This window comes from Gimesia benthica (genome assembly GCF_009720525.1).
Lineage (GTDB): Bacteria > Planctomycetota > Planctomycetia > Planctomycetales > Planctomycetaceae > Gimesia > Gimesia benthica.
This window is the reverse complement of sequence record NZ_CP043930.1, coordinates 1,752,098-1,772,930: the sequence shown is the minus strand read 5'-3', so window position 1 is coordinate 1,772,930 and position 20,833 is coordinate 1,752,098. Positions and strand designations below refer to the sequence as shown.

Below are 20,833 nucleotides of genomic sequence, written 5' to 3'. Positions count from 1 at the left end.
TTGGAAAGTAATAGAATGTTTAATTCACCCCAGATGAACCGTCGCACGTTTTTAAACGACACCGGAATGGGAATGACGGGCATGGCGCTCTCTTCGCTCCTGTTTCAGGAAGGCGAACTGCAGGCTGCAGAAGCGGGGCTGGTTCCGCACATGGTGCCGCGCGCCAAATCGGTGATCTGGATCTTTCTGATTGGCGGTCTCAGTCACCTGGAAAGTTTCGACCCGAAGCCGGCACTCAATAAATATGCCGGGAAGTCGATTGATGAAACTCCCTATGCAGAATCTGTGTTGAATAAGGACAAGATCAACAAGATTCTGCTCGACCCATCCAAGCAGAAACGTGAAGTATTCAAAGCCATCATGCCTTTGCAGACAGGCTTTAAAAAATATGGCGAAAGCGGTCTGGAAATCAGCGACTGGTTCCCGAATCTGGGGACCTGTGCGGATGACCTGACACTGGTCCGTTCCATGTGGACGATCGACAACAACCATGGTGCCCAGCTGACTTATCATACCGGCCGCAAAATTACGGAAGGTGCTTTTCCGACCGTGGGCTCCTGGGTCAGTTACGGCCTGGGAACGGCCAACCAGAATCTGCCGCATTATGTCGTGCTGGGGAACCCAAGTGCTGACTGTTGTGGTGCCGCCTGGACACACGGATCCTCTTATTTAGGGCCGGAACATGCGGGGGTCCGGATGGAAGTGGATCCGAAAGATCCGCTCTCGTTTGTGCGGTCTGCCGATGATTCAATGACTCCTTCGGAACAACAGGAAATGTTCGGCCTGCTGGGGAAACTGAACCGACACGCCGGAATTCAATACCCGGATGACAAAAACCTGAAAGCACGGATCAAGTCATACGAGCTGGCTTTCCAGATGCAGTCAGCCGTTCCCGAAGTCATGGCTTTTGAAGAAGAGTCACAGCATGTGCAGGAGCTGTATGGTCTGAATCAGTCAACCACCAAAAGCTTCGGTGAGAAATGTCTGGCGGCCCGGCGTCTGACCGAACGTGGCGTGCGGTTTATTCAACTGTTCCATGGCTACCGTGGTAATGCTGGTGCCTGGGATTCTCATCGCGATATTAAACGCCTGCATTCGCAGCTTTCGGCCCAGGTCGATCAGCCAATTGCCGGTCTGATTAAAGACCTCAAGCAGCGTGGCCTGCTGGATGAGACCATGATTGTGATCGGCTCTGAATTCGGACGTACCCCTGGTGCAGAACACCGTAATGGGAACAGCACTGTCCAGGGAACAGGCCGCGATCATCACCCGCATGGATTCAGTGTGGCGATGGCCGGTGGCGGAATTAAAGGGGGCCATATTCATGGTGCGACCGATGAACTCGGGTTCCACGCTGTTGAAGACAGGCACTATGTGACCGACCTGCATGCCACGGTATTACATCAGATGGGCCTGGATACGACCCGGCTCAACTATCCCGGCAGACAGCGTCTGGAACGGGATTATGGCGAAGTAATCCACGACATTATCAGTTAAGACGAGCCCCGTTCCTGGTTACGCTTGCTTCCCGGGAGAGTATACGTCGCCAGATTGACGAGATCTGCTTGCAGGTGGTCTGAGCACAACCTACACTATAGGTTTAATGCTGTTTCGTTTGTTTTACTAATGTCCAGATCAGCATCCCTGCCTGAATTCCTATAGTCAGCTGTAACTTCTGCAGACTCACGCCGCACTGATTTCAGCCGGAATGAATGAGCTCAGAATCCTCAAACACGAGTTACAGCTGAGAGAGCAGCCCAGGGTGTTCGTCCTGTGTGGGAGAGGTAATCAATGAGACTCGGGCTCGCGTCTGTTTTCTGTTTCTGCCTGATTATCAGGCCCGTCTGGGGTGAGACCCCGATCCAGTTCAATCGGGATATCAGACCGATTCTTTCGGACAAGTGCTTTGCCTGCCATGGCCCGGATGAGAAAACACGGGAAGCCGATCTGCGTCTGGATGATCGTGATTCTGCACTGCGTGACCTGGGAGGAACGCGGGCGATTGTCGCTGGTAAGGCCGATGAGAGTGAACTGATCCACCGTATCACTGCCAGCGATGAAAGTCTGTTGATGCCCCCGGCTGAGCATGGCAAGCCTTTGAGCAAGGCTGAAATTGAACTGCTGCGGAAGTGGATCAATCAGGGGGCAGCCTACCAGCGGCACTGGTCCCTGACACCCCTGGTAAAGCCTGCAGTGCCTGAGCTGAAAGAGAAGCAGAATCTGCATCCGATTGACGCTTTCATCCAGCAACAACTCAAAGACAATGGGTTTGCTCCTTCACCTGAGGCGGAGCCGAGAACACTGGTCCGCCGCCTCTCTTTTGATCTGACCGGACTGCCTCCCGATCCGTTGGTGGTAGCAGCCTATCCTGCGCATCCAGGAGACGTAGCGTACGAAAAACTGGTGAATGAATATCTGGATTCTCCCCATTATGGTGAGCGACTGGCACTCTACTGGCTGGATCTGGTCCGTTATGCAGATACGCTGGGTTACCACGGCGATCAGGTTAGAAGCGTGTCCCCGTATCGGGATTATGTCATCAACGCATTCAACAGTAATAAACCCTTCGATCAGTTTACGATTGAGCAACTGGCAGGGGATCTGCTGCCTGAAGCTGACCTCTGGCAGAAGGTGGCTTCGACGTATAACCGGTTGAATCGCGCTTCTGGAGAAGGGGGAGTGCAACCTAAGGAATACCTGGCGAAATATTCTGCCGATCGCGTCCGTACGACGGGCTCCGTCTGGCTCGGTTCTACGGTCGGGTGTGCGGAATGCCACGATCACAAATTTGACCCTTTTACGACGAAAGACTTTTATCGCTTCGCTGCTTTTTTTGCGGACATTAAAGAGCAGGGGATTGTCCGTGGTGCTCGACACATCGAACAATTGCCGGTACCGACTGAGGAACAGGCTCGCCTCTCAAAAGAGTTAGAGGCTGCAATCAAACAGACAGAACAGAATTATAATCGGGAAACCCCCGAATTAACCGCCGCCCGACAGGAGTGGGGACAACAGGTCCAGGCCGATTTTGATCGCTGGACACTGCTCAATCCTCAGGAAGTAAGCTCAACAGGTGGGGCGAAACTAAAAGTGCTCGAAGATGGCTCGATTCTGGCCAGTGGCAAGAATCCGGATCAGGATGAATATGTGCTGGAAATCAACGACAGCCTGGTTCCTGTCACAGGCCCCGTGGCGCTGAAACTGGAGCTGTTGCCTGATCCTTCGCTTCCTCGCAAGGGGCCGGGACGTGCTGGGAATGGAAACCTGGTGGTCAACGCAGTGCAGTTGATGGTGAGGAAGCAGAAAGTCAAATGGGAGAAAGCCGTCGCTGCTCATTCACAAAATGGGCACACTCCTCAGAATGTCGCTGAGGAATCCGGAACCGGCTGGGCGATTCTACCGCAAATTGGAAAACGTAATCACCTGCTGCTGTCAGGGAAGGTTACCGATTCCAGCGAGAAACAACCCGGAGAAGGGACTCCTTCCTGTCAGATTCGCATTATTCAACGACATGGGAACGGGCATAACCTGGGGCGGTTTCGATTGTTTATTTCCTCTGATCCGAGTGTGATTCAATCAGGATTCGCATTGTCTGATGAGATCCAGAAAGTACTGAAAGTCAAACCTGAATCGCGTTCTGTCGACCAGCAAAAACAACTGGATACTGCGTTTCGAGAATCAACGCCACTGTTAAAAGAGAGCCGTGAACAACTGGCTCGACTAAGGCAGCAGCAGACGCAGTTGAAGAATCAGATCGTCACGACACTGGCGACAACAGCCACAACGCCTCGTACCATGCGGGTCCTGCCACGCGGGAACTGGATGGATGATTCCGGAGAAATTGTGAATCCCGGTGTGCCTCACTTTTTGTCACAGCTTGATTTGCCGGAGAAGCAGCGGGCGACCCGTCTGGATCTGGCACGTTGGATGACATCGCGCAAGAATCCGCTGGTAGCGCGCACGTTTGTGAATCGACTGTGGATGCTCCTGTTCGGACAGGGACTGGCGCGTACGGTTGATGATCTGGGTTCACAGGGAGAGATGCCGACCCATCCTGAACTGCTCGACTGGCTTGCCTGTGAATTTATTGACAGCGGCTGGGATGTCAAGCACATGGTGCGACTGATGGTGACCTCGCATACCTATCGTCAGTCTTCTGCCTGGACAGCCGCATTACGAGAGCGTGATCCGTATAATCGCATGTATGCACGTCAGTCGCGCTGGCGGCTGGAAGCAGAAATGATTCGCGATAATGCCCTGCAGGTCAGTGGACTGCTGAATCTGCAAATCGGAGGTGAAAGTGCCAAACCTTATCAGCCAGCCGGATACTGGGCACAATTGAATTTTCCCAAGCGGACCTATCAGGCGGACAAGGGAGAACAGCAATATCGCCGGGGTTTATATACGCACTGGCAACGTACGTTTCTGCATCCCAGTCTGCTCGCTTTCGATGCGCCGGCTCGTGAAGAATGTACGGCGCAGCGTTCCCGATCCAATACGCCTCTGCAGTCCCTGGTGTTATTAAATGATCCGACTTTTGTGGAAGCGGCCCGGGTACTGGCGACGCGCGTGATTCAGGAACACCCGGAGAAACAGTTCGACGCACAGTTGAAGTGGCTGATGCAACAGGCGTTGACGCGGGAACCACGGCAGGACGAAATCAAGCTGCTGAAGACCCTGTATCAGGAAGATCTGCAGGCATATCGTCAGTCCCCGAAAGCGGCAGCAGAGATTCTGTCTGTCGGTTTAAATCCGCCCCCTGAGAAAATCGATCAGGCGGAACTGGCTGCCTGGACGAGTGTGTCGCGCGCTGTTTTGAACCTGCATGAAATGATCACACGTTATTAAACTGAGGAATTCTCCATGTCAAATCTGAATGTTACGCGACGGAGTTTTCTGCGTCAGTCTGCGCTCGGAATCGGGCCGGCAGCTTTACTGTCGTTGTTATCACGGGATGCCCAGGCCAGTGATCTGGGGGAAGGAGTGATCGGGAAACCACATTTCACACCGCGGATCAAACGGGTTATTCATCTCTGTATGGCCGGAGGACCGTCTCATCTCGAAACATTTGACGACAAGCCGACGTTACGCGAGATGCACGGTAAACCGATGCCGGAATCTCTGACGAAGGGGCAGCAGGTTGCTCAGTTGCAGGGGCGCGAACTCAAATGCTTTGCTCCGCAATTCGAATTTAAAAGTTTTGGCGAAAGTGGCCAGCGGGTTTGTAGTCAGTTCCCCCAGATTGGATCAGTGGCGGACGACCTGTGTATTATCCGGTCGATGTATACGGACCAGATTAACCATGACCCCGCCCATACGCTATTCAACACCGGTTCCTCGCAGGCAGGACGCCCCAGTATGGGGTCGTGGCTCTTGTATGGGCTGGGGCAGGAATGTGACGACCTGCCCGGCTATGTTGTACTGACCAGTGTCGGGAAAGGGGGACAGGCACAGCCGATTGCCGCCCGGCAATGGCACAGCGGGTTTCTACCCTCTCGCTTCCAGGGAGTTCAGTTTCAGTCGACGGGGGCACCGGTACTCTATCTGAACCGACCTGATGGCGTGTCGATGCAGCAACAGAAGCGACTCGTGCAGACGGTCAACCAGTTGAATCACAGCTTTGATGACCTGGTACATGATTCTGAAATCGCTACCCGGATCGGGCAGTACGAAATGGCATTTCGGATGCAGACCAGTGTGCCGGGGCTGATGGATCTGGGGAGTGAAACTAAAGAGACGTTAACAGCCTACGGGACTGAGGGGGGCGATGGAACTTATGCTTCCAACTGTCTGCTCGCACGGCGACTGCTCGAACGTGGCGTGCGTTTCGTGCAGTTATATCACCGTGCGTGGGATCACCATGGCGGGATCAAACGTTCGATTGAGATTACAGCGAAAGAAGTCGACCAGGCGACCGCGGCTCTGATTCGCGATCTGAAACAACGCGGACTTTATGATGACACTTTGATTGTCTGGGGCGGTGAATTCGGCAGGACACCGATGGCCCAGGGATCCGGCCGAGATCACCACATCAAGGGGTTTTCTCTGGTACTGGGTGGGGGAGCGATTCAGGGGGGTAAGAGCTATGGTACCACGGATGAATTCGGATACGCGGCGGCTGAAAATCCCGTGCATGTCCGGGATTTTCATGCGACCTTACTCCACCTGTTCGGCATCGACCACCGGCGGTTCAGTTACCGGTTTCAGGGACTCGATTTCCGTCTGACCGGTGTGGAAGAGGCGCATGTGATCAAAGACATCATTGCCTGAGTCAGTAATCTTTCCACAACAGTCTCAGGAAGGGGTCAGGGTAGCATGCAGCGTCCGCCGCTGATGACAACGGTCTGGCCGGTGGTGAAGCTGCTTTCTTCAGAGAGCAGAAAAGAGACCATGGAGGCGACCTCCGAGGCCTTACCCATGCGTGGGATAGGGGTGGCCTGAATGATTTTGTCGAGATCATCCTGATTGACGCCTGAGAGAATTTCGGTATCAATCAGTCCCGGGGCGATGGCATTAACGCGAATGTTTTCGCCTGCCCAGGCGACGGCAGTACTCTGGGTGAAGGAGACGACGCCAGCCTTACTGACTGCATACGCGATCGACATGGGGCGTGGCATCAGGCCGGAGAGGGAACTCATGTTGACGATCCGTCCAAATTTTCGCTGCAGCATGCCCTCCCTGACACGCCAGGTTACCAGAAAAGTCCCTGTCAGGTTCACTTCCAGCATCTGCCGCCATGCCTCTTCGGTTAACTCGGTATGCGGCTCATAACTGAAGATGCCCGAATTATTGACCAGCAGTTCCACCTGCCCCCATTCGGCTTCGATCTCGCTGACCATTTTATCGACCTGTTCGCTCGAAGAGACGTCGGCCTGCACGAGTATGCCGGTCCCTCCAACGGTCCGGATCTGCTGCAGCGTCTCTTCAGCGTCTTCCTTTCCCTGACGATAGTTAATGGCAACGCGGGCTCCTTCTTCCGCCAGACGCAGGCAGCAGGCCCGCCCGATTCCCCGTGAGCCGCCTGTTACCAGGGCGATACGATTCTCAAATCTTTGCGGGTGGGTGGTGGACGCTGACATGGTTACCTCTGGAATGATTGACTTTTTTTGAGGATAGAAGGAGCCCTGAATGATTGCGCGGGAATCTCAATCGTCCAGCAGGGCCGGCATCAATGGCTTTCCCTGAGCCGTAGGCAGTTCGACACCCAACAGGCGAGCCATTGTAGGGGCGACATCCAGACTCTGAATTTTGCCCAACTTGGTTCCGGGTTTAATGCCATAACCTGAGATCACCAGTGTGGCCAGCATGTCTGGCTGGTCCGGGAGGTAGCCATGAGTTCCGCCAGGTGTTTTCCGCGGAACGACGGTTTCATCGCCGGAATCGCTATTGGTGAATGAGTAACCGGACTTTGCCGCCAGCCACAGATCGGGCGCGTGCGGGTCTTCAGCGGGAGTCGGCTGACCCAGTTTTGTATACTCCTCTTTACCCAGTACAGCCTGGATCCCTTCCAGCTGAGCCAGTTTCTTGCTCAGTTTCTCGATAGTTTCTTCACGATGCTTGTCATCCAGAACATAGACCATACAGCCGCCGCCCTGAGACAGACAGTACGCCTGCTTTTTATCTTTAGTAATCAGACCTTCCTGTTTGAGGAGTACATTCGGGCGAATGTCTTTCGAGATCGGGAAGAACCCGTGATCACTGGCCACAACAAGTGTGGTTTTATCTGCGTGTGGGGAAAGTTTGATGGCTTCGACAATATCACGCAGGCGATCATCGGCGTAGCTCACGGACCAGTAAGCTTCGGTACTGCGGGGGCCATGTTTGTGCTCCACGTGGTCGACTTCAACCAGGTGAATGACCAGCAGGTTAGGCGGATGTTTCTGGAACAGATGGCGGGCCATCCGGGTATAGAGCCAGTCGCGTTTGACACCTCCGCCGCTTTCACCAGTCCAGGCACCATGTTCGTCAACGGGGAGACCGTCTTGACGCAGTTCTTCCAGCCAGATCTGGGTGCCGTACCTGGGCCAGGCTTCTTTGCCAAACATGTCGGGTACGGTCCAGTCCAGCGTCCGGGCATTTCGGGACGCTGGCCAGATGATGCCGGCGGTGACCAGACCAGCCCGGTGGGCGACGTCGTAGATGGTAGGAACTTTGACGATCTGATCTTTATCGAACAGTGGGTCTGGAATGAAGGGGACGGGAGTGGCACTCTTCCGATCGAGGTAATTGTTGCCGATGACACCGTGTTTCGCTGGTGTTGTACCAGTGACCAGGGTCGTATGGTTAGGCCAGGTGACAGTGGGAAAGGAGCAGACCATACCCTGAGCACGAGCTCCATCTCGGGCGAGCTTGCGTAAAGTCGGCATGTCTGCTTTGGGATCGTCCAGGTAAAAATTTGCCAGGCCATCCACACTGACCAGGACCACACAGCGATCCGAATGCGGTTCTGCCGCAGCGCAGGTTTGTGGCAGATAAGACAGTATCGTGCCAGTCAGAATGAAAGCTAAAAGCATCACGCGCATGATGAGGACTCCAGTTCGAATAATGAGATTGCCCGGCTTTTCAGGATGGAAAGAAAACAGTCAGGCGGAGGCAGGTTTCTATTTATTGTGCTCACCCCATCACTGCAATGCAACCGTATTAGTGGTAAACGGAGGAGTGAAATAAATGGGGCTCTCAATCATGGTGAGTATGCCATCTCTGGTTGAACATTTGAAACGGCATTGTTCGACAATGACCCGCTTGAACTGGATCACCACCTTGACTAAGCACGGCACTGTCGCATAAACTAACGTTTATGGAATGTTTGTTCCAGAGATAGAAATACTCGCGCCAGTTAGGCTGAAACCAATACTTTCATATCTCAGCGGCGGATATGTAAAGATGCTTCAGAAATCTAAGGGAAGAGCATATCGTGAAACGACCGGGTCGAGTCAGTCTGTTTGCGCTCATATTGCTGATTCAGGTGCTCGCATCATCTGCTTTGACCGCGGCCACTCCTCCCATTCTGGATTCCGTCTTTCCTTGCGGAGGGCAACAGGGGAGCGAACTGGAGCTCAAGGTCGCTGGTACCGGGCTGGATGAGGTTTCCCGTCTGATTTGCAGTTATCCGGATATCTCTGCTGAGAAAATCAGTAAGGATCAGTTTCGGGTTTCGATCCCTGCCAGTGTCCCGGTTGGCACCTATGATCTGCGTGTTCTCTGTCGCAACGGTTTAAGTTCTCCCCGGGCTTTTATTGTGGGGAATCGGTCTGAAGTACTCGAAACGGAACCGAATGAAAAGCTGAAATCAGCACAGGCTGTTTCACTGGATGTCTCGATCAATGGCTGTGTCAGCCAAAAAGGGGACGTGGATGTTTATCGATTTCAGGCCAGTCAGGGGCAACGGGTTGTGCTTGAGTGTCGCGCAGAACGAATCGATTCGAGCCTGCGTCCCATTCTGGAAGTCTTTGATTCCCAGGGACGACGCCTGGCGGTCAACCGTGGGTTCTTTGGCAATGATCCGCTGATTTCGTTTCGAGTCCCTGCGGACGACAGTTATGCAGTCAAAGTCTTTGATCTGATTTATTCCGGCAGCCCAAATCATTTTTATCGACTGGATATCGATACCGGGCCCCGGATGCTGTTTACTATGCCCGCAGTCGTGCAATATGGGGAGACCGCTCAAGTTTCAATCTACGGCTGGAACCTGAACCCACTGAAAAACAGATCTGAGCAGCAACTCGCACAGGACGCAGCTGTGGAAGCAGTACGGCGGTCACTCAAGCTGGGAGTGGCAAGCAGTAGTGATCAGCCGCAGTTCACTCAGAGCAGCCCTAACGGGGAAAATGCTCTCGAGCGGCTGGATTTGACGATCAGAGCTCCGGCAGACAGAGATTCCATTCATGTTCCTTTGCGCAGAGAGAGCGAGCAGACCGATCTGGAAAGCTTTGCGTTTCAGTTAGAAGAGGGGCACGCACCGCAATTAATCAGTCTGACTGATTTACCGGTCGTGCTGGAGCAGGAAACGCATCAGACTGCACAAACGGCTCAACAGCTTGTTTATCCCACAGAAGTCAGCGGTCAGTTGATAGCCGGTGACGAACAGGACTGGTATGCCTTCCAGGCCCGGCGGGGGGAAGTACTCTGGTTTGAGGCCTGGGGACAGCGGATCAATTCTCCCGTGGATCTTGATATCAGCCTGCTGGATGGAGCGGGGCAGAAGGTCCTGGCACGATTTACGGATCACATCAGTAACAGCGGGAGCAGGCAGTTTTCTCTGAGTCATCTCGATCCTGTTGGTAAATGGGTGGTGCCGGAGGATGGACGCTATCTGATCATGGTCCGGAATCTGCGCGGCGGGTTGGATGATGACCCGCGTCGTGTGTACCGCTTCAGTCTCCGACGACAGGAGCCGGAGTTCCACCTGGCGGTCGTCCCACACCATCAAAAGCAGGCTTCTCTCAATATTGAGCGAGGAGGCCGCGCTTTACTGGATGTGTATGCCATCAGAAAACGGGGGATGACAGATTCCATACGAGTAAGTGCTGTTAATCTTCCCCCGGGAATTGAGTGTCCCGATGTCTGGCTGGGGCCCCATACAGAGCGGGCACTGCTGACCTTCAGTGCTTCCGAATCTGCACCTGCTTTTGTTGAAAATCTGCAGCTGAAAGTCAGTTCTGCGCAGGGCGCGGGCGGAAGAATCAGCGGCGGAACTCTGGTCAGAACGGATTTACCGAACGCCACTAGTCGACTGACGACACGCATTCCCCTGGCTGTTACCGATACGGCGCCGGTTAAGATTACCGCCAACCCCCAGTTGACCCGTAAGCACGATCTGTTTGGTGAGATGAAACTACGGCATGCTCCCGGCTCTGTACTGGATGTGGCGGTTCAAGTAGATCGGCGGGATCTGAGTGATCAGGCGGAGGTGAAGCTGCAGGGAGTGGGGCTCCCGCAAATGATTCAAAATCAGAGTGCCGTGATTCCTGCGGGAGTGAATAAGGGTTATCTCAGTTTTTACCTGCCACCTTATTTTCCAGAAGGGCGCCACACGCTGACGATTCAGGCAGAGACGGAGGTGACGCACCCCAAGACGAAAAAGAAGACGTCTGTCATGCTGTTCAGCAATCCTGTCAGTTTCGAGGTAAAACCAGCTGCGTTTGTGGTTGCCGTAGATACAGACGCTCCCAGGAAGATCCGCCGCGGTGAAACGATTCAGGTGAAATATTCGGCCCGGCGGATTAATGGTTTCATCAGTAAAATTCATACCGAAGTGGAAGCCCCTGCGGTCAAGGTAGACGGGCTGCGCGTGCGGGGAGTGACGTTCGTCGGACAGACCGAAGAAGGGACTCTGCAGATCATTGCCAATGAGGATGCACCTCTAGGGAAACAGCCTTTCATACGTCTGTCTGCGGTCGGTGTTGTGGAAGACCAGGCGGTCTATCATGGAAGCTGTTTCCTGAATCTGGAAATAACCAATTCAACTGAATAAGAGCGAATCGAGATTTCATGTTCCGTCTCCTGTATGAGCAGAATTCAATAACACGAAGTTATCAGCTGATCTGGATGATCGTCTGCCTGTTGGTTTCAGGACAGGGCATGCTGGACGCTGCTGATAAGACGCCAGCTCTGGCTGCGGATTCAGCGAAACGGAAGGTGTATTTCACTACGGATGTGGTACCTCTGTTGACCAGGTTGAACTGCAATAGTGGGGGCTGTCACGGAAAATCGACTGGGCAGAATGGGTTTAAAATTTCCCTGCTCGGTTTTGATCCTGCAATGGATTATTCTGCAATTGCGCGGGAATCACGGGGGAGGCGAATCTTTCCCGGTGATCCCGATCGAAGTCTGCTGCTGCTCAAGGCAACAGGTCTGGTGCCCCATGGTGGAGGGCGGTTACTGGAAGGAGATTCCGCGGACTACGCGTTGCTGCATGACTGGATCGAACAGGGAGCCGCTGGCCCACATCCTGATGATCCTGAAATCATCAAAATTGAACTGTCGCCCGGTAACCGTGTATTTCAGCAGCGCTCCAGCCTGAAGCTGCGGGTGACAGCTCACTTTTCAGATGAGACTCAGCGAGACGTCACGCACCAGTCTATTTACGAATCAAACTATCCGGAAATCGGCAAGGTTGATCAGGAAGGTCTGATTACCACTCAATCGCGTGGCGGAGTCTTTGCCGTGATGGCCCGCTTTGGAGAGAAGATTACTGTTTTCCAGGGAGTGGTTCCCTATCATTCCACGGGGCAGCAAAATTTCGCAGGGTATCCTTCGGAAGAGAAACTCTCGAAGATCGATCAACACCTGGTAGCCCAATGGAAAAAACTGGGGATTCTACCCTCGAAACCAGTAGATGATGCGACCTTCATCCGCCGGGTCACTCTGGATATTTGTGGTACCTTGCCTACGGTCGACGAAGTCAGACAGTATCTGGCGGATTCCCGACCTGACAAACGGGAGCGATTGATCGATCGACTGCTGGAGCGTCCCGAGTATGCCAGTTACTTCGCTTTAAAATGGGCTGATATTTTACAGAACCGGGGGAGCGGCTATGGCACTCGCAATCAACGGGCGGGGACGATGCTGTTCTCTGCCTGGATTCGTGATTCCATCGCAGCCAACAAGCCCTACGATCGCTTTGTGACTGAGCTACTGACTGCCACTGGCAGACAGGCTCAGAATCCGCCCGCGATCTGGTACCGCTCGGTCCGTTCGACGCCAGATTACGTGGAGTCGGTGGCACAGGCGTTTTTAGGTGTCAGGGTTCAATGTGCCCAGTGTCATCATCATCCTGCAGAACGCTGGAGCGAGGACGATTACTATTCTTTCGCTGCCATCTTCAGTCGCGTAGGACGCAAGGGGGGCTTTGCTGATGCCGAGGTACCTACCAATGAAGTGATTTATCTCAAAGATGAGGGAGAAGTGCATAACCCACGGAGCGGAAAACTGATGCAGCCTCGACCGCTGGGAGGTCCTGATTTTAAGGTGTCACGTTTTGACGATCCCCGCCGCAACCTGGCAAAATGGATGACCGGTCCGGAAAATCCCTTTTTCGCCAGGACGATGGTGAATCGGATGTGGGGGCATTTTTTCGGTCGGGGAATCATTCACCCGATCGATGATGCCCGCAGCACGAATCCGCCTACGAATCCGGTTCTGCTCGATGAGCTGGCCTATGACTTTGCAGCGAATGGGTATGATGTGAAGCAGCTGATTCGAGAGATTACGAATTCCTATGCCTATCGGCTCAGTGCGAATCCGAATGAGACCAATGCCGAAGACAGTCAGTGTTTTGCCCGGTATTACCCCAAGCGACTTTCTGCGGAAGTACTGCTGGATGGGATCAGCCAGGTTTTAGATGTTCCCACTGTTTTCCCCGGAGGGCCGGGGGTGTTCCCTGAAGGGATGCGGGCGGTGAATCTACCCGATGAAAATGTACGTTTCAATTTCCTGGATGTCTTTGGGCGACCTGCCCGCACATCGGCCTGTGAGTGTGAGCGGACCGTGGATCCCGCATTGTCGCAGGCGCTCGAACTGGTGAATTCGAAGGAGATCCAGCGAAAACTGACCGATAAAAATGGTTACATCGAACTGCTGGCATCAAATCAGAAAACGCATTCAGATAATGTTCGTGAGATCTTTGTACGGACCTTATCGCGGCCCCCGAGAACATCGGAAGTCGAAATGGCTGTGAAATATCTCAATAGCGAAAAGAACCGACATGAGGCGTATCGTTCACTGGTCTGGGCGCTCCTGGCCACGAATGAGTTTATGATGAATCATTGACAGATTGTTGTCCCGGGCAGAATTCAGCTGGGACTAATGTGGGAGACGCGTTTGATGTTATCCTTGTCAGGAAATCAATATTCCAATTGTGTTGGCGTAAGTCGTCGTAATTTCCTGCAGTTGGGAGCACCCCTGTTAGGTCTGGGACTGGCTGACCTGTTTCAAGCCCGTGCCACGGCAGCAGAAACGGTGCGGCCGAAGTCCAATAAATCTTTGATCGTCTTCTGGACTCATGGAGGCATGAGCCAACAGGATACGTACGATATGAAACCGCATGCTCCGGCTGAATATCGCGGGATGTATCGACCCGTTTCCACGTCCGTACCGGATATTCATGTGACGGAGCGTTTTCCCCTGCAGGCGAAGGTGATGCATCACATTTCGCAGGTCAGATCGGTGCATCATGAAAACGGAATCCATGCGCCCTCTGCGCACTGGATGCAGACCGGTTACTTCGGTCCCACGCTGGCCCGAAATGCGCCTCAGAAACCGTCCTTTGGTTCTGTGATCGCGCGTACCATTGGTGCGCATTCCGAGCATATGCCACCCTATGTTACTATCCCCAAGTCAGAAGCCTTTGGCTATCAGGGGGCCGTGTACCTGGGGAAATCGTATAACCCGTTTGAAGTGGGGACGGATCCAAATTCCAAAAACTTCAAAATTCCCAACCTGGCTCTACCCGACGGTCTGACTTTAAAAAGTGTCGAATCGCGGCGGGAACTGCTGAAGCAGTTTGACACTCTGAATCGTGAGGTTGATCAGTCGGGAGTCATCGAGGGGCTGGATACCTTTAAACAGCAGGCCCTGGAAATGGTAACGGGCGAACGGGTTCGTAAAGCCTTTGATTTGAATAGTGAAGACAACCGGTTGCGAGATCAATATGGTCGGCATCAGTATGGTCAAAGCGCATTACTGGCAAGAAGGCTAGTCGAGGCAGGCAGCAGTTGCGTGACCATCAATACCGGCTATTGGGATCATCATAACGATATCGAAAAAGGGCTGGAGACACATCTGCCTCCCCTCGATCAGGCGATGGCAACGCTGATCGAAGATCTGGAAGCACGAGGTATGCTGGATGATGTGATGATTTTCTGCGCGGGTGAGTTTGGCCGGACGCCTATGATCAACGGCCACGCGGGACGGGATCACTGGTCAAACTGTTTCACCGTGATGTTCGCTGGCGGCGGCATCAAAGGAGGACGCGTGGTGGGGGCCAGTGAAAAATTCGGTGGTGCTGTGGTCGAACGCAAAACTACTCCCCTGGATCTGCTGGCAACAATTTATCAGAAGATGGGGATCTCTCTGGAAACTCACTTCGATGATGCCTCAGGCCGACCGACCAGCATTGTTGGGACCGGAAAGCCGGTTCACGAACTTTTCTAATTAGATGAGAAGCAGAAAGTCTGTCCTTCCTTCACAAAAGCCTCATAAGCACACCAGTCTGTCCATGCTTTTCAAAAAAGCTTTTCAAATTTCATCTGGACACAGGGGAGGGGGACCTGTTTAAATCGAATTGTTCTGAGCCTGGATTGGTTCCAGGTTAAAAGCATTTCTAAAAATCGGACATTGCTGTTTGTTCTGGGCCGAAACAGCTTCCGCGCCAAGAGATTCGCGGGAACCTATAGAGCATGTGGCCGACTGATTCCCTTCAGGTCTTCTGCTCACGCCCGACGATAAGCAGTGTTACGATGAGTTTTGCACGTTTCAGTTTCATCTGAATCCTGAAGCCGTGCCAACATCATTGTTTTCTCATGCTGGCCTGCTGCATGAGAAAAGCACTGTCCTGGCACAGACTGAAAGGGCTCTGTATTCGCAGAGCAGATGAAATGAGACGACTTTATGCGACCCTGCTGCATTGGTTCTCTACACAGCACTCTACCCCCCGGCGGTCTCGCGCCACAATTTCTCAACAGACCGAATCGCTTGAAGTACGAACGCTTCTGGCTGCGCATCCGCTGGCCGATGCGCCCGATATTCAGTTCGAAGTTGATAATGACTGGGGCTCCGGTCGAACCGCGATTCTGACTTTGAACAATGATGAATCTACTGCTTTCACGGACTGGAAACTGGAATTCAAATACAGTGGCACGATTGAGTCACTCTGGAACGCCGAGGTACAGAACCTGGGTGGAGGCCAGTACCGGATCACACCTCCCAGTTGGGATGATACTTTGGATCCTGGAGAATCACTGGCGATCGGATTTGTCGCCAGAGGAACTCACAGTGAACCCACTGATTTTGTATTTATGGGAAATGGTGATCCAACGGATCCGAACGACCCAAGTGATCCTGATCCGGTCATCAATGCACCCAATAAACCGAGTGTCAGTGTGCTGGCGGACGCCAGTTCCGGAGGATTTCGAGTGACGATGAATCTCTGGGCCGGGGATGCGGCAGATCACTGGAAGCTGTATGAGAACGGGACGCTGATCTACGAGGCAGACTTGTCAGGCAGTTCCACGCCTCAGACCGACAGCTTGTTGCTGACGGATCGGGATTATGGCGTATTCAGTTATCAGGTTGAAGTCAGTAATGCAGCCGGAACTGCGCTGAGTGATGAAGTCGTCTACGTTGCCGGAGATGCCAGTGAAATCGGAATTCAGGGCGTGGATCTGGCAGGGCAGGCCTTGCAGGTAACGATCGATCAGGCGGCCTATGATTATACTTTGACCTCACCTAACCAGGCGGCGCAATTCAGCGTGGTGACAAATAATTCACGCGTGATCCAGGCCGAGATGGTGGACGGGGACACGTTACGGATCACCGGACTGGAGGCGGGCAGAGCTTCGCTGCGCATCATGGATCTTGATTCCGGTGAAGAACGGTTTATCGGGATCCGTGTGCGGACTGTCGATGGCCAGCTTCCGGGCCTGCCGGATTATGTGACTATTGGCTCGGTGAGTGAAGATACTTCTGGCGACCTCTCGTTCTGGCAGGATTATGGTAACAGTGATGCGACCAACAAGTATGTAGACTCGCGTTATATCTATCTCAATGGGGGCCCGATTGCGGGGTGGCGCAGTTGGGATCCGGACCGGGTCAGCAGTTACGTGCGCGAAAGTATGAAGCTGGGCATGATACCTCAGTTCGTGTACTACAACATTCCGGATGGCGGAGAAAGTTATACGACTGATCTGGCGCATATCCAAAGCCTGTCGTATATGGAAAGCTATTTCCAGGATCTGAAATTTGCATTAGATACCATTCGCACCGAAGCAGGGGACGAACTGGTACAGATGATTATGGAGCCTGATTTTATTGGGTACCTGATGCAAAACGCAGGTACCTCTGCGGGTAATATCTCCGCGATGACGAGTGCCGCTTACAGTAGTGGTGTCCTGCAAACAGGCGTGGATCCGCAATTCGATAATACGGTAACCGGGTTGATCGAAGCGATCAATTACAGCATCAGCAAGTATGCACCGAATGTGGAATTCGGCTGGCAGTTTAACCTCTGGGCATCACCGGGAATTGAGACACCGATTCCGGGTACAGGTATCGTGCACCTGACTGATACGCTGGGTATCGAAGCCGGGCGAGCCGCGATCGCCCGCGAAGCGGAATTGATTGCCCAGTATTATATGGATGCCGGTATTCTCAGTTATGGAGCCGGTTTTATCTCGCTGGATAAATATGGGCTGGATGCCGGGGCGCAGAATGGTGCAGCTGACGATCCGGCGGGTAGTACCTGGTTCTGGAACAGTGACCACTGGCACAATTATCTGTTGATCGTCCAGACACTCACGCAGACAACAGAGCGTGAAATGGTGCTCTGGCAACTTCCGGTCGGGCACATCAACGACAGCCTGGCCGATAACCCGTATGATGAGAATGGTGTCTTCGATCCACTTACCAACACGACTCGTCAGTATGAAGATTCTGCCCCAACCTTTTTTCTGGGGGATACGTTTACGGCAAGTGGAGATCGTCTGGCTTACTTTTCCACCAATGCACTGAATGACAGCAAACTGACGGTTAACGGTAATACGATTACCTGGGGTTCGCATGTGGAAGAGGCACGAGCGGCAGGAGTCCGGCAGATTCTCTTCGGGGCGGGTGTCGGGATCAGTACTGATTCCATAGGTAGCGAGCCCACCGACGATTACTGGTGGATTACCAAAGTGCAGGAGTATTACCAGGATCCCGTCGCCTGGGAGGGACTCGTAGAGCCTCCTGAAGAGGTAACGCCTGTGGTGAGTATCGCTGGGGCCACGGTTGTGGAGGGCGAAAGTAGTTCTGTACTGGCGACTTTGGTCATCTCGTTGTCTGAGGCGGCAACACAACCTGTTACGGTTAATTATCATACCTCCAATGGAACTGCGACTGCAGGAGAAGACTATGAAGCCTCCAGCGGTCAGGTTTCATTTGCTGTGGGGGAGACTTCGAAAACGATCTCGATTCGCATCTATGGTGATACACAGGTGGAAGCGGACGAGCAGTTTTATGTGACTCTGAGCAGTCCCGTCGGTGCGGTACTGGATGGGGGGACTGCAACCGCAACTAATACGATTACCAATGATGATGTAGTGACCAATGAAAATGAAATATCAGTGACAACTCTCTTTGAAATATCTGTCACGATTTCGATTGGAACTTCATCTGGTGATCCAGATTTTGGCAGTCACGTTCAGCAATATGTGGATGGAACACTGCTACCCAGCCAGTATAGCCAGGAGCAACTGGATCAGATTGTGGCCAACTACTACGACCAATGGAAGTCGGACTGGCTGCGAGTCGATTCAGGCGGGAATGGCTATCGGGTAGTGATGGATTCACAGGGACGCACTACTTCAGAAGCCCAGGGCTATGGAATGCTGGTCCTGTCGCATATGGATGGTTACGATCCGAATGCACAGACCATTTTTGATGGCCTGTTCCGTTATTCCCGTGCCAACCCCAGCGAAGGGAATCCTGACCTGATGGACTGGGCACAACCGGATGCGTATGGAAACAGCAGTGCCTTCGACGGTGATGCCGATATTGCCTATGCTCTGCTGGTGGCTGACGCACAATGGGGCAGTGATGGTGAGATCAATTATCTTCAGGAAGCGATCACCATTATTAATGCGATGTATGAATCGACGATCGGTCCGCAAAGTCATCTGCCGATGCTGGGAGACTGGGTTGATCCCAACGGCGGTCAGCGGAATCAATGGTCAGTGCGTACCAGCGACTTCATGAATGGTCATTTTCGGGCTTTTGAAGCCGCGACTCAGACCGGAGCCTGGGACGCAGTTATCACCGCAACACAGGACGTAATGACGAAGCTGCAGGAGCAATCAGGGACGGGACTGGTTCCGGATTTTGTGACCGTTGATCCTCAGACTGGTGCAGTGTCACCGGCTCCTTCTGGATTTCTTGAGGTCAACGATCAACACTACTGGTATAACGCGGGACGTGTGCCCTGGCGTTTAGGTGCGGATGCCGTTTTCAGTGGTGACTCTGTCTCTTTGGCTCAGGCACAGATGCTTTCTGAGTTCTTTCAGCAGTCATCGGGAGGGAATCCCTCTCAGATTCTGGGAGGATACCAGCTGGATGGAACACCATTGAATAACTGGAGTGATCCCTTCTTCAGAGCAGCGGTCGGCGTTTCAGCCATGACCGGTTCTGATACGGCAGACCAAACCTGGCTGAACTCGGTGTTTGACAGTGTGGCTACGACACACTCGAATTACTATGCAGATTCGGTTTCAATGCTGAGTATGCTGGTTATGTCCGGGAACTACATCAATCCCGTCAACGGGATGGGTAGTAGCGGGTTGACGCTGCAGTCGTTTACTCAACCAGCGCATGGTGAAGTTGTCGACAATCAGGATGGCACGCTGACCTATACTCCGGATGCTGGCTACTCGGGGGCAGACAGTTTTGTTTATACGACCGTTTCTGAGTCGGGGAGTGTTACTACGACGACTGTGTCAGTGACCGTCGAAGAGTATGTTGCTGTCGTTCCCGAGATGTTCATCAACAATGTGACAGTCACGGAAGGGGATACCGGTATCGTTCAAGCCGTATTTACCGTTGCGTTGAGTGAGCCTGCGACAGAGACTGTGATGGTGCAGTTCAATACTCAGGACGGAACTGCAATTGCAGGCATGGACTATCAGGCTGTCAGTGGTCAGCTGATCTTTCAGCCTGGAGAAACTCAGAAAATAATCACAGTCCCGATTCTGGGGGACGTAATGATTGAGTCCGGAGAAGAATTCCAGGTCGTGCTTGATCAGGTTGTGGGAGCGACTCTGGTTACTGATACAGGGATTGGATCCATACAGGATAATGATGCTCCCACCCCCTCTGCGGAAGTCAACTTTACCAACGTCAATGACTGGGGCAGTGGGTTCCAGGGGGCGGTTGAGATTCGGAATGAGAGTGATGACATCCTGGAAGAGTGGACGCTGGAGTTCACTTTTGCAGGGGACATTACTGATATCTGGAATGCTGAAATTGTCTCGCATGTGGGGGATACCTACGTCATTCGCGGTGCCTCGTGGAATGAAGATATTTCAGCCGGCGGGATGATCTCCTTCGGTTTTATTGCTTCACCTGGGGGGCTGAATGAGCCTTTGTCTGACTTCATTCTAAATGGATCTCCGATTTGATCCCGCGATTATTCTCTCTTTGATGAGACGTATTCTTCTCTGACTTTCTGAACTGAATCCCGTTTGAACTCTGTTTCAAGCGGGATTCAGATACGTTAACAGGCAGTGGGTTGAGAAGTTTAAGACAATCATCGCCGGCGCTCAGTGCCGTACTCTGACATGCTCCAATGAATGACAGCCGACGCATTACACTGTATTCTATTATTCTTAAGACAGAAGCTGTCAATGAGATTATCCAGAACTGCCAGGCTATGATGGGGATTAGTCATGTAAGATAGAGTAGATGGTGCGACTGAGATTAATATTCTGCAAGACTTTCAATTTTGAACTCTCATGCTGAGTTTTAGGATTGAGTTATTTTAGTTTTCCTTGGTGGTATCCAACTTACACACTGATGCGGTGCGAATACTACATGCCTGTGCTAAAATGCAGGAAGTAGTACCTGCGAGCCTGAGCTCACAGGTCTT

The 20,833-nt window shown here is 52.9% G+C and carries 9 protein-coding genes; 7 read left to right on the top strand and 2 right to left on the bottom strand.

Annotation, left to right across the window (positions count from 1 at the left end; genetic code table 11):
* The first annotated feature begins 15 nt into the window (after positions 1-15).
* The 3 genes from F1728_RS06780 (at position 16) to F1728_RS06770 (ending at position 6,270) form a co-directional block, all read left to right on the top strand.
* Positions 16-1,497: a DUF1501 domain-containing protein gene (locus F1728_RS06780; RefSeq protein ID WP_155363469.1), complete on the top strand. Its 1,482-nt coding sequence runs from the start codon at positions 16-18 to the stop codon at positions 1,495-1,497.
* A 294-nt stretch (positions 1,498-1,791) separates the two neighbouring features.
* A complete protein-coding gene (locus tag F1728_RS06775; RefSeq protein ID WP_155363468.1) occupies positions 1,792-4,848 on the top strand; it encodes a PSD1 and planctomycete cytochrome C domain-containing protein in 3,057 nt (1,018 codons plus the stop codon).
* A gap of 15 nt (positions 4,849-4,863) precedes the next feature.
* Positions 4,864-6,270 (top strand): DUF1501 domain-containing protein, encoded by a 1,407-nt coding sequence (locus tag F1728_RS06770; RefSeq protein WP_155363467.1) that lies wholly within the window; start codon positions 4,864-4,866, stop codon positions 6,268-6,270.
* Positions 6,271-6,305: 35 nt separating this feature from the next.
* On the opposite strand, the gene F1728_RS06765 is transcribed toward F1728_RS06770, so the two are convergent.
* A complete protein-coding gene (locus F1728_RS06765; RefSeq protein WP_155363466.1) occupies positions 6,306-7,079 on the bottom strand; it encodes an SDR family NAD(P)-dependent oxidoreductase in 774 nt (257 codons plus the stop codon).
* Positions 7,080-7,145: 66 nt separating this feature from the next.
* Positions 7,146-8,522, bottom strand: coding sequence for an alkaline phosphatase family protein (locus F1728_RS06760; RefSeq protein WP_155363465.1), 1,377 nt, complete (start codon positions 8,520-8,522; stop codon positions 7,146-7,148).
* Between the two features lie 392 nt (positions 8,523-8,914).
* Between F1728_RS06760 and F1728_RS06755 the strand changes: the two genes are divergently transcribed.
* From F1728_RS06755 to F1728_RS06740, 4 genes are all read left to right on the top strand, one after another.
* Positions 8,915-11,473: a PPC domain-containing protein gene (locus tag F1728_RS06755; RefSeq protein WP_155363464.1), complete on the top strand. Its 2,559-nt coding sequence runs from the start codon at positions 8,915-8,917 to the stop codon at positions 11,471-11,473.
* Positions 11,474-11,490: 17 nt separating this feature from the next.
* A complete protein-coding gene (locus F1728_RS06750; RefSeq protein ID WP_155363463.1) occupies positions 11,491-13,770 on the top strand; it encodes a DUF1549 and DUF1553 domain-containing protein in 2,280 nt (759 codons plus the stop codon).
* A 54-nt stretch (positions 13,771-13,824) separates the two neighbouring features.
* Positions 13,825-15,153, top strand: a complete 1,329-nt coding sequence (locus tag F1728_RS06745; protein ID WP_194242714.1) for a DUF1501 domain-containing protein — start codon at positions 13,825-13,827, stop codon at positions 15,151-15,153.
* A 443-nt stretch (positions 15,154-15,596) separates the two neighbouring features.
* Complete coding sequence (locus tag F1728_RS06740; RefSeq protein ID WP_194242713.1) at positions 15,597-20,366, top strand: glycosyl hydrolase family 8; 4,770 nt, start codon at positions 15,597-15,599, stop codon at positions 20,364-20,366.
* Positions 20,367-20,833 lie beyond the last annotated feature (467 nt).

Coding starts and splice junctions, on each gene's coding strand:
- F1728_RS06750 (WP_155363463.1), top strand. CDS start 11,491: ATGTTCCGTCTCCTGTATGAGCAGAATTCAATAACACGAAGTTATCAG.
- F1728_RS06760 (WP_155363465.1), bottom strand. CDS start 8,522: ATGCGCGTGATGCTTTTAGCTTTCATTCTGACTGGCACGATACTGTCT.
- F1728_RS06740 (WP_194242713.1), top strand. CDS start 15,597: ATGAGACGACTTTATGCGACCCTGCTGCATTGGTTCTCTACACAGCAC.
- F1728_RS06745 (WP_194242714.1), top strand. CDS start 13,825: ATGTTATCCTTGTCAGGAAATCAATATTCCAATTGTGTTGGCGTAAGT.
- F1728_RS06765 (WP_155363466.1), bottom strand. CDS start 7,079: ATGTCAGCGTCCACCACCCACCCGCAAAGATTTGAGAATCGTATCGCC.
- F1728_RS06780 (WP_155363469.1), top strand. CDS start 16: ATGTTTAATTCACCCCAGATGAACCGTCGCACGTTTTTAAACGACACC.
- F1728_RS06770 (WP_155363467.1), top strand. CDS start 4,864: ATGTCAAATCTGAATGTTACGCGACGGAGTTTTCTGCGTCAGTCTGCG.
- F1728_RS06775 (WP_155363468.1), top strand. CDS start 1,792: ATGAGACTCGGGCTCGCGTCTGTTTTCTGTTTCTGCCTGATTATCAGG.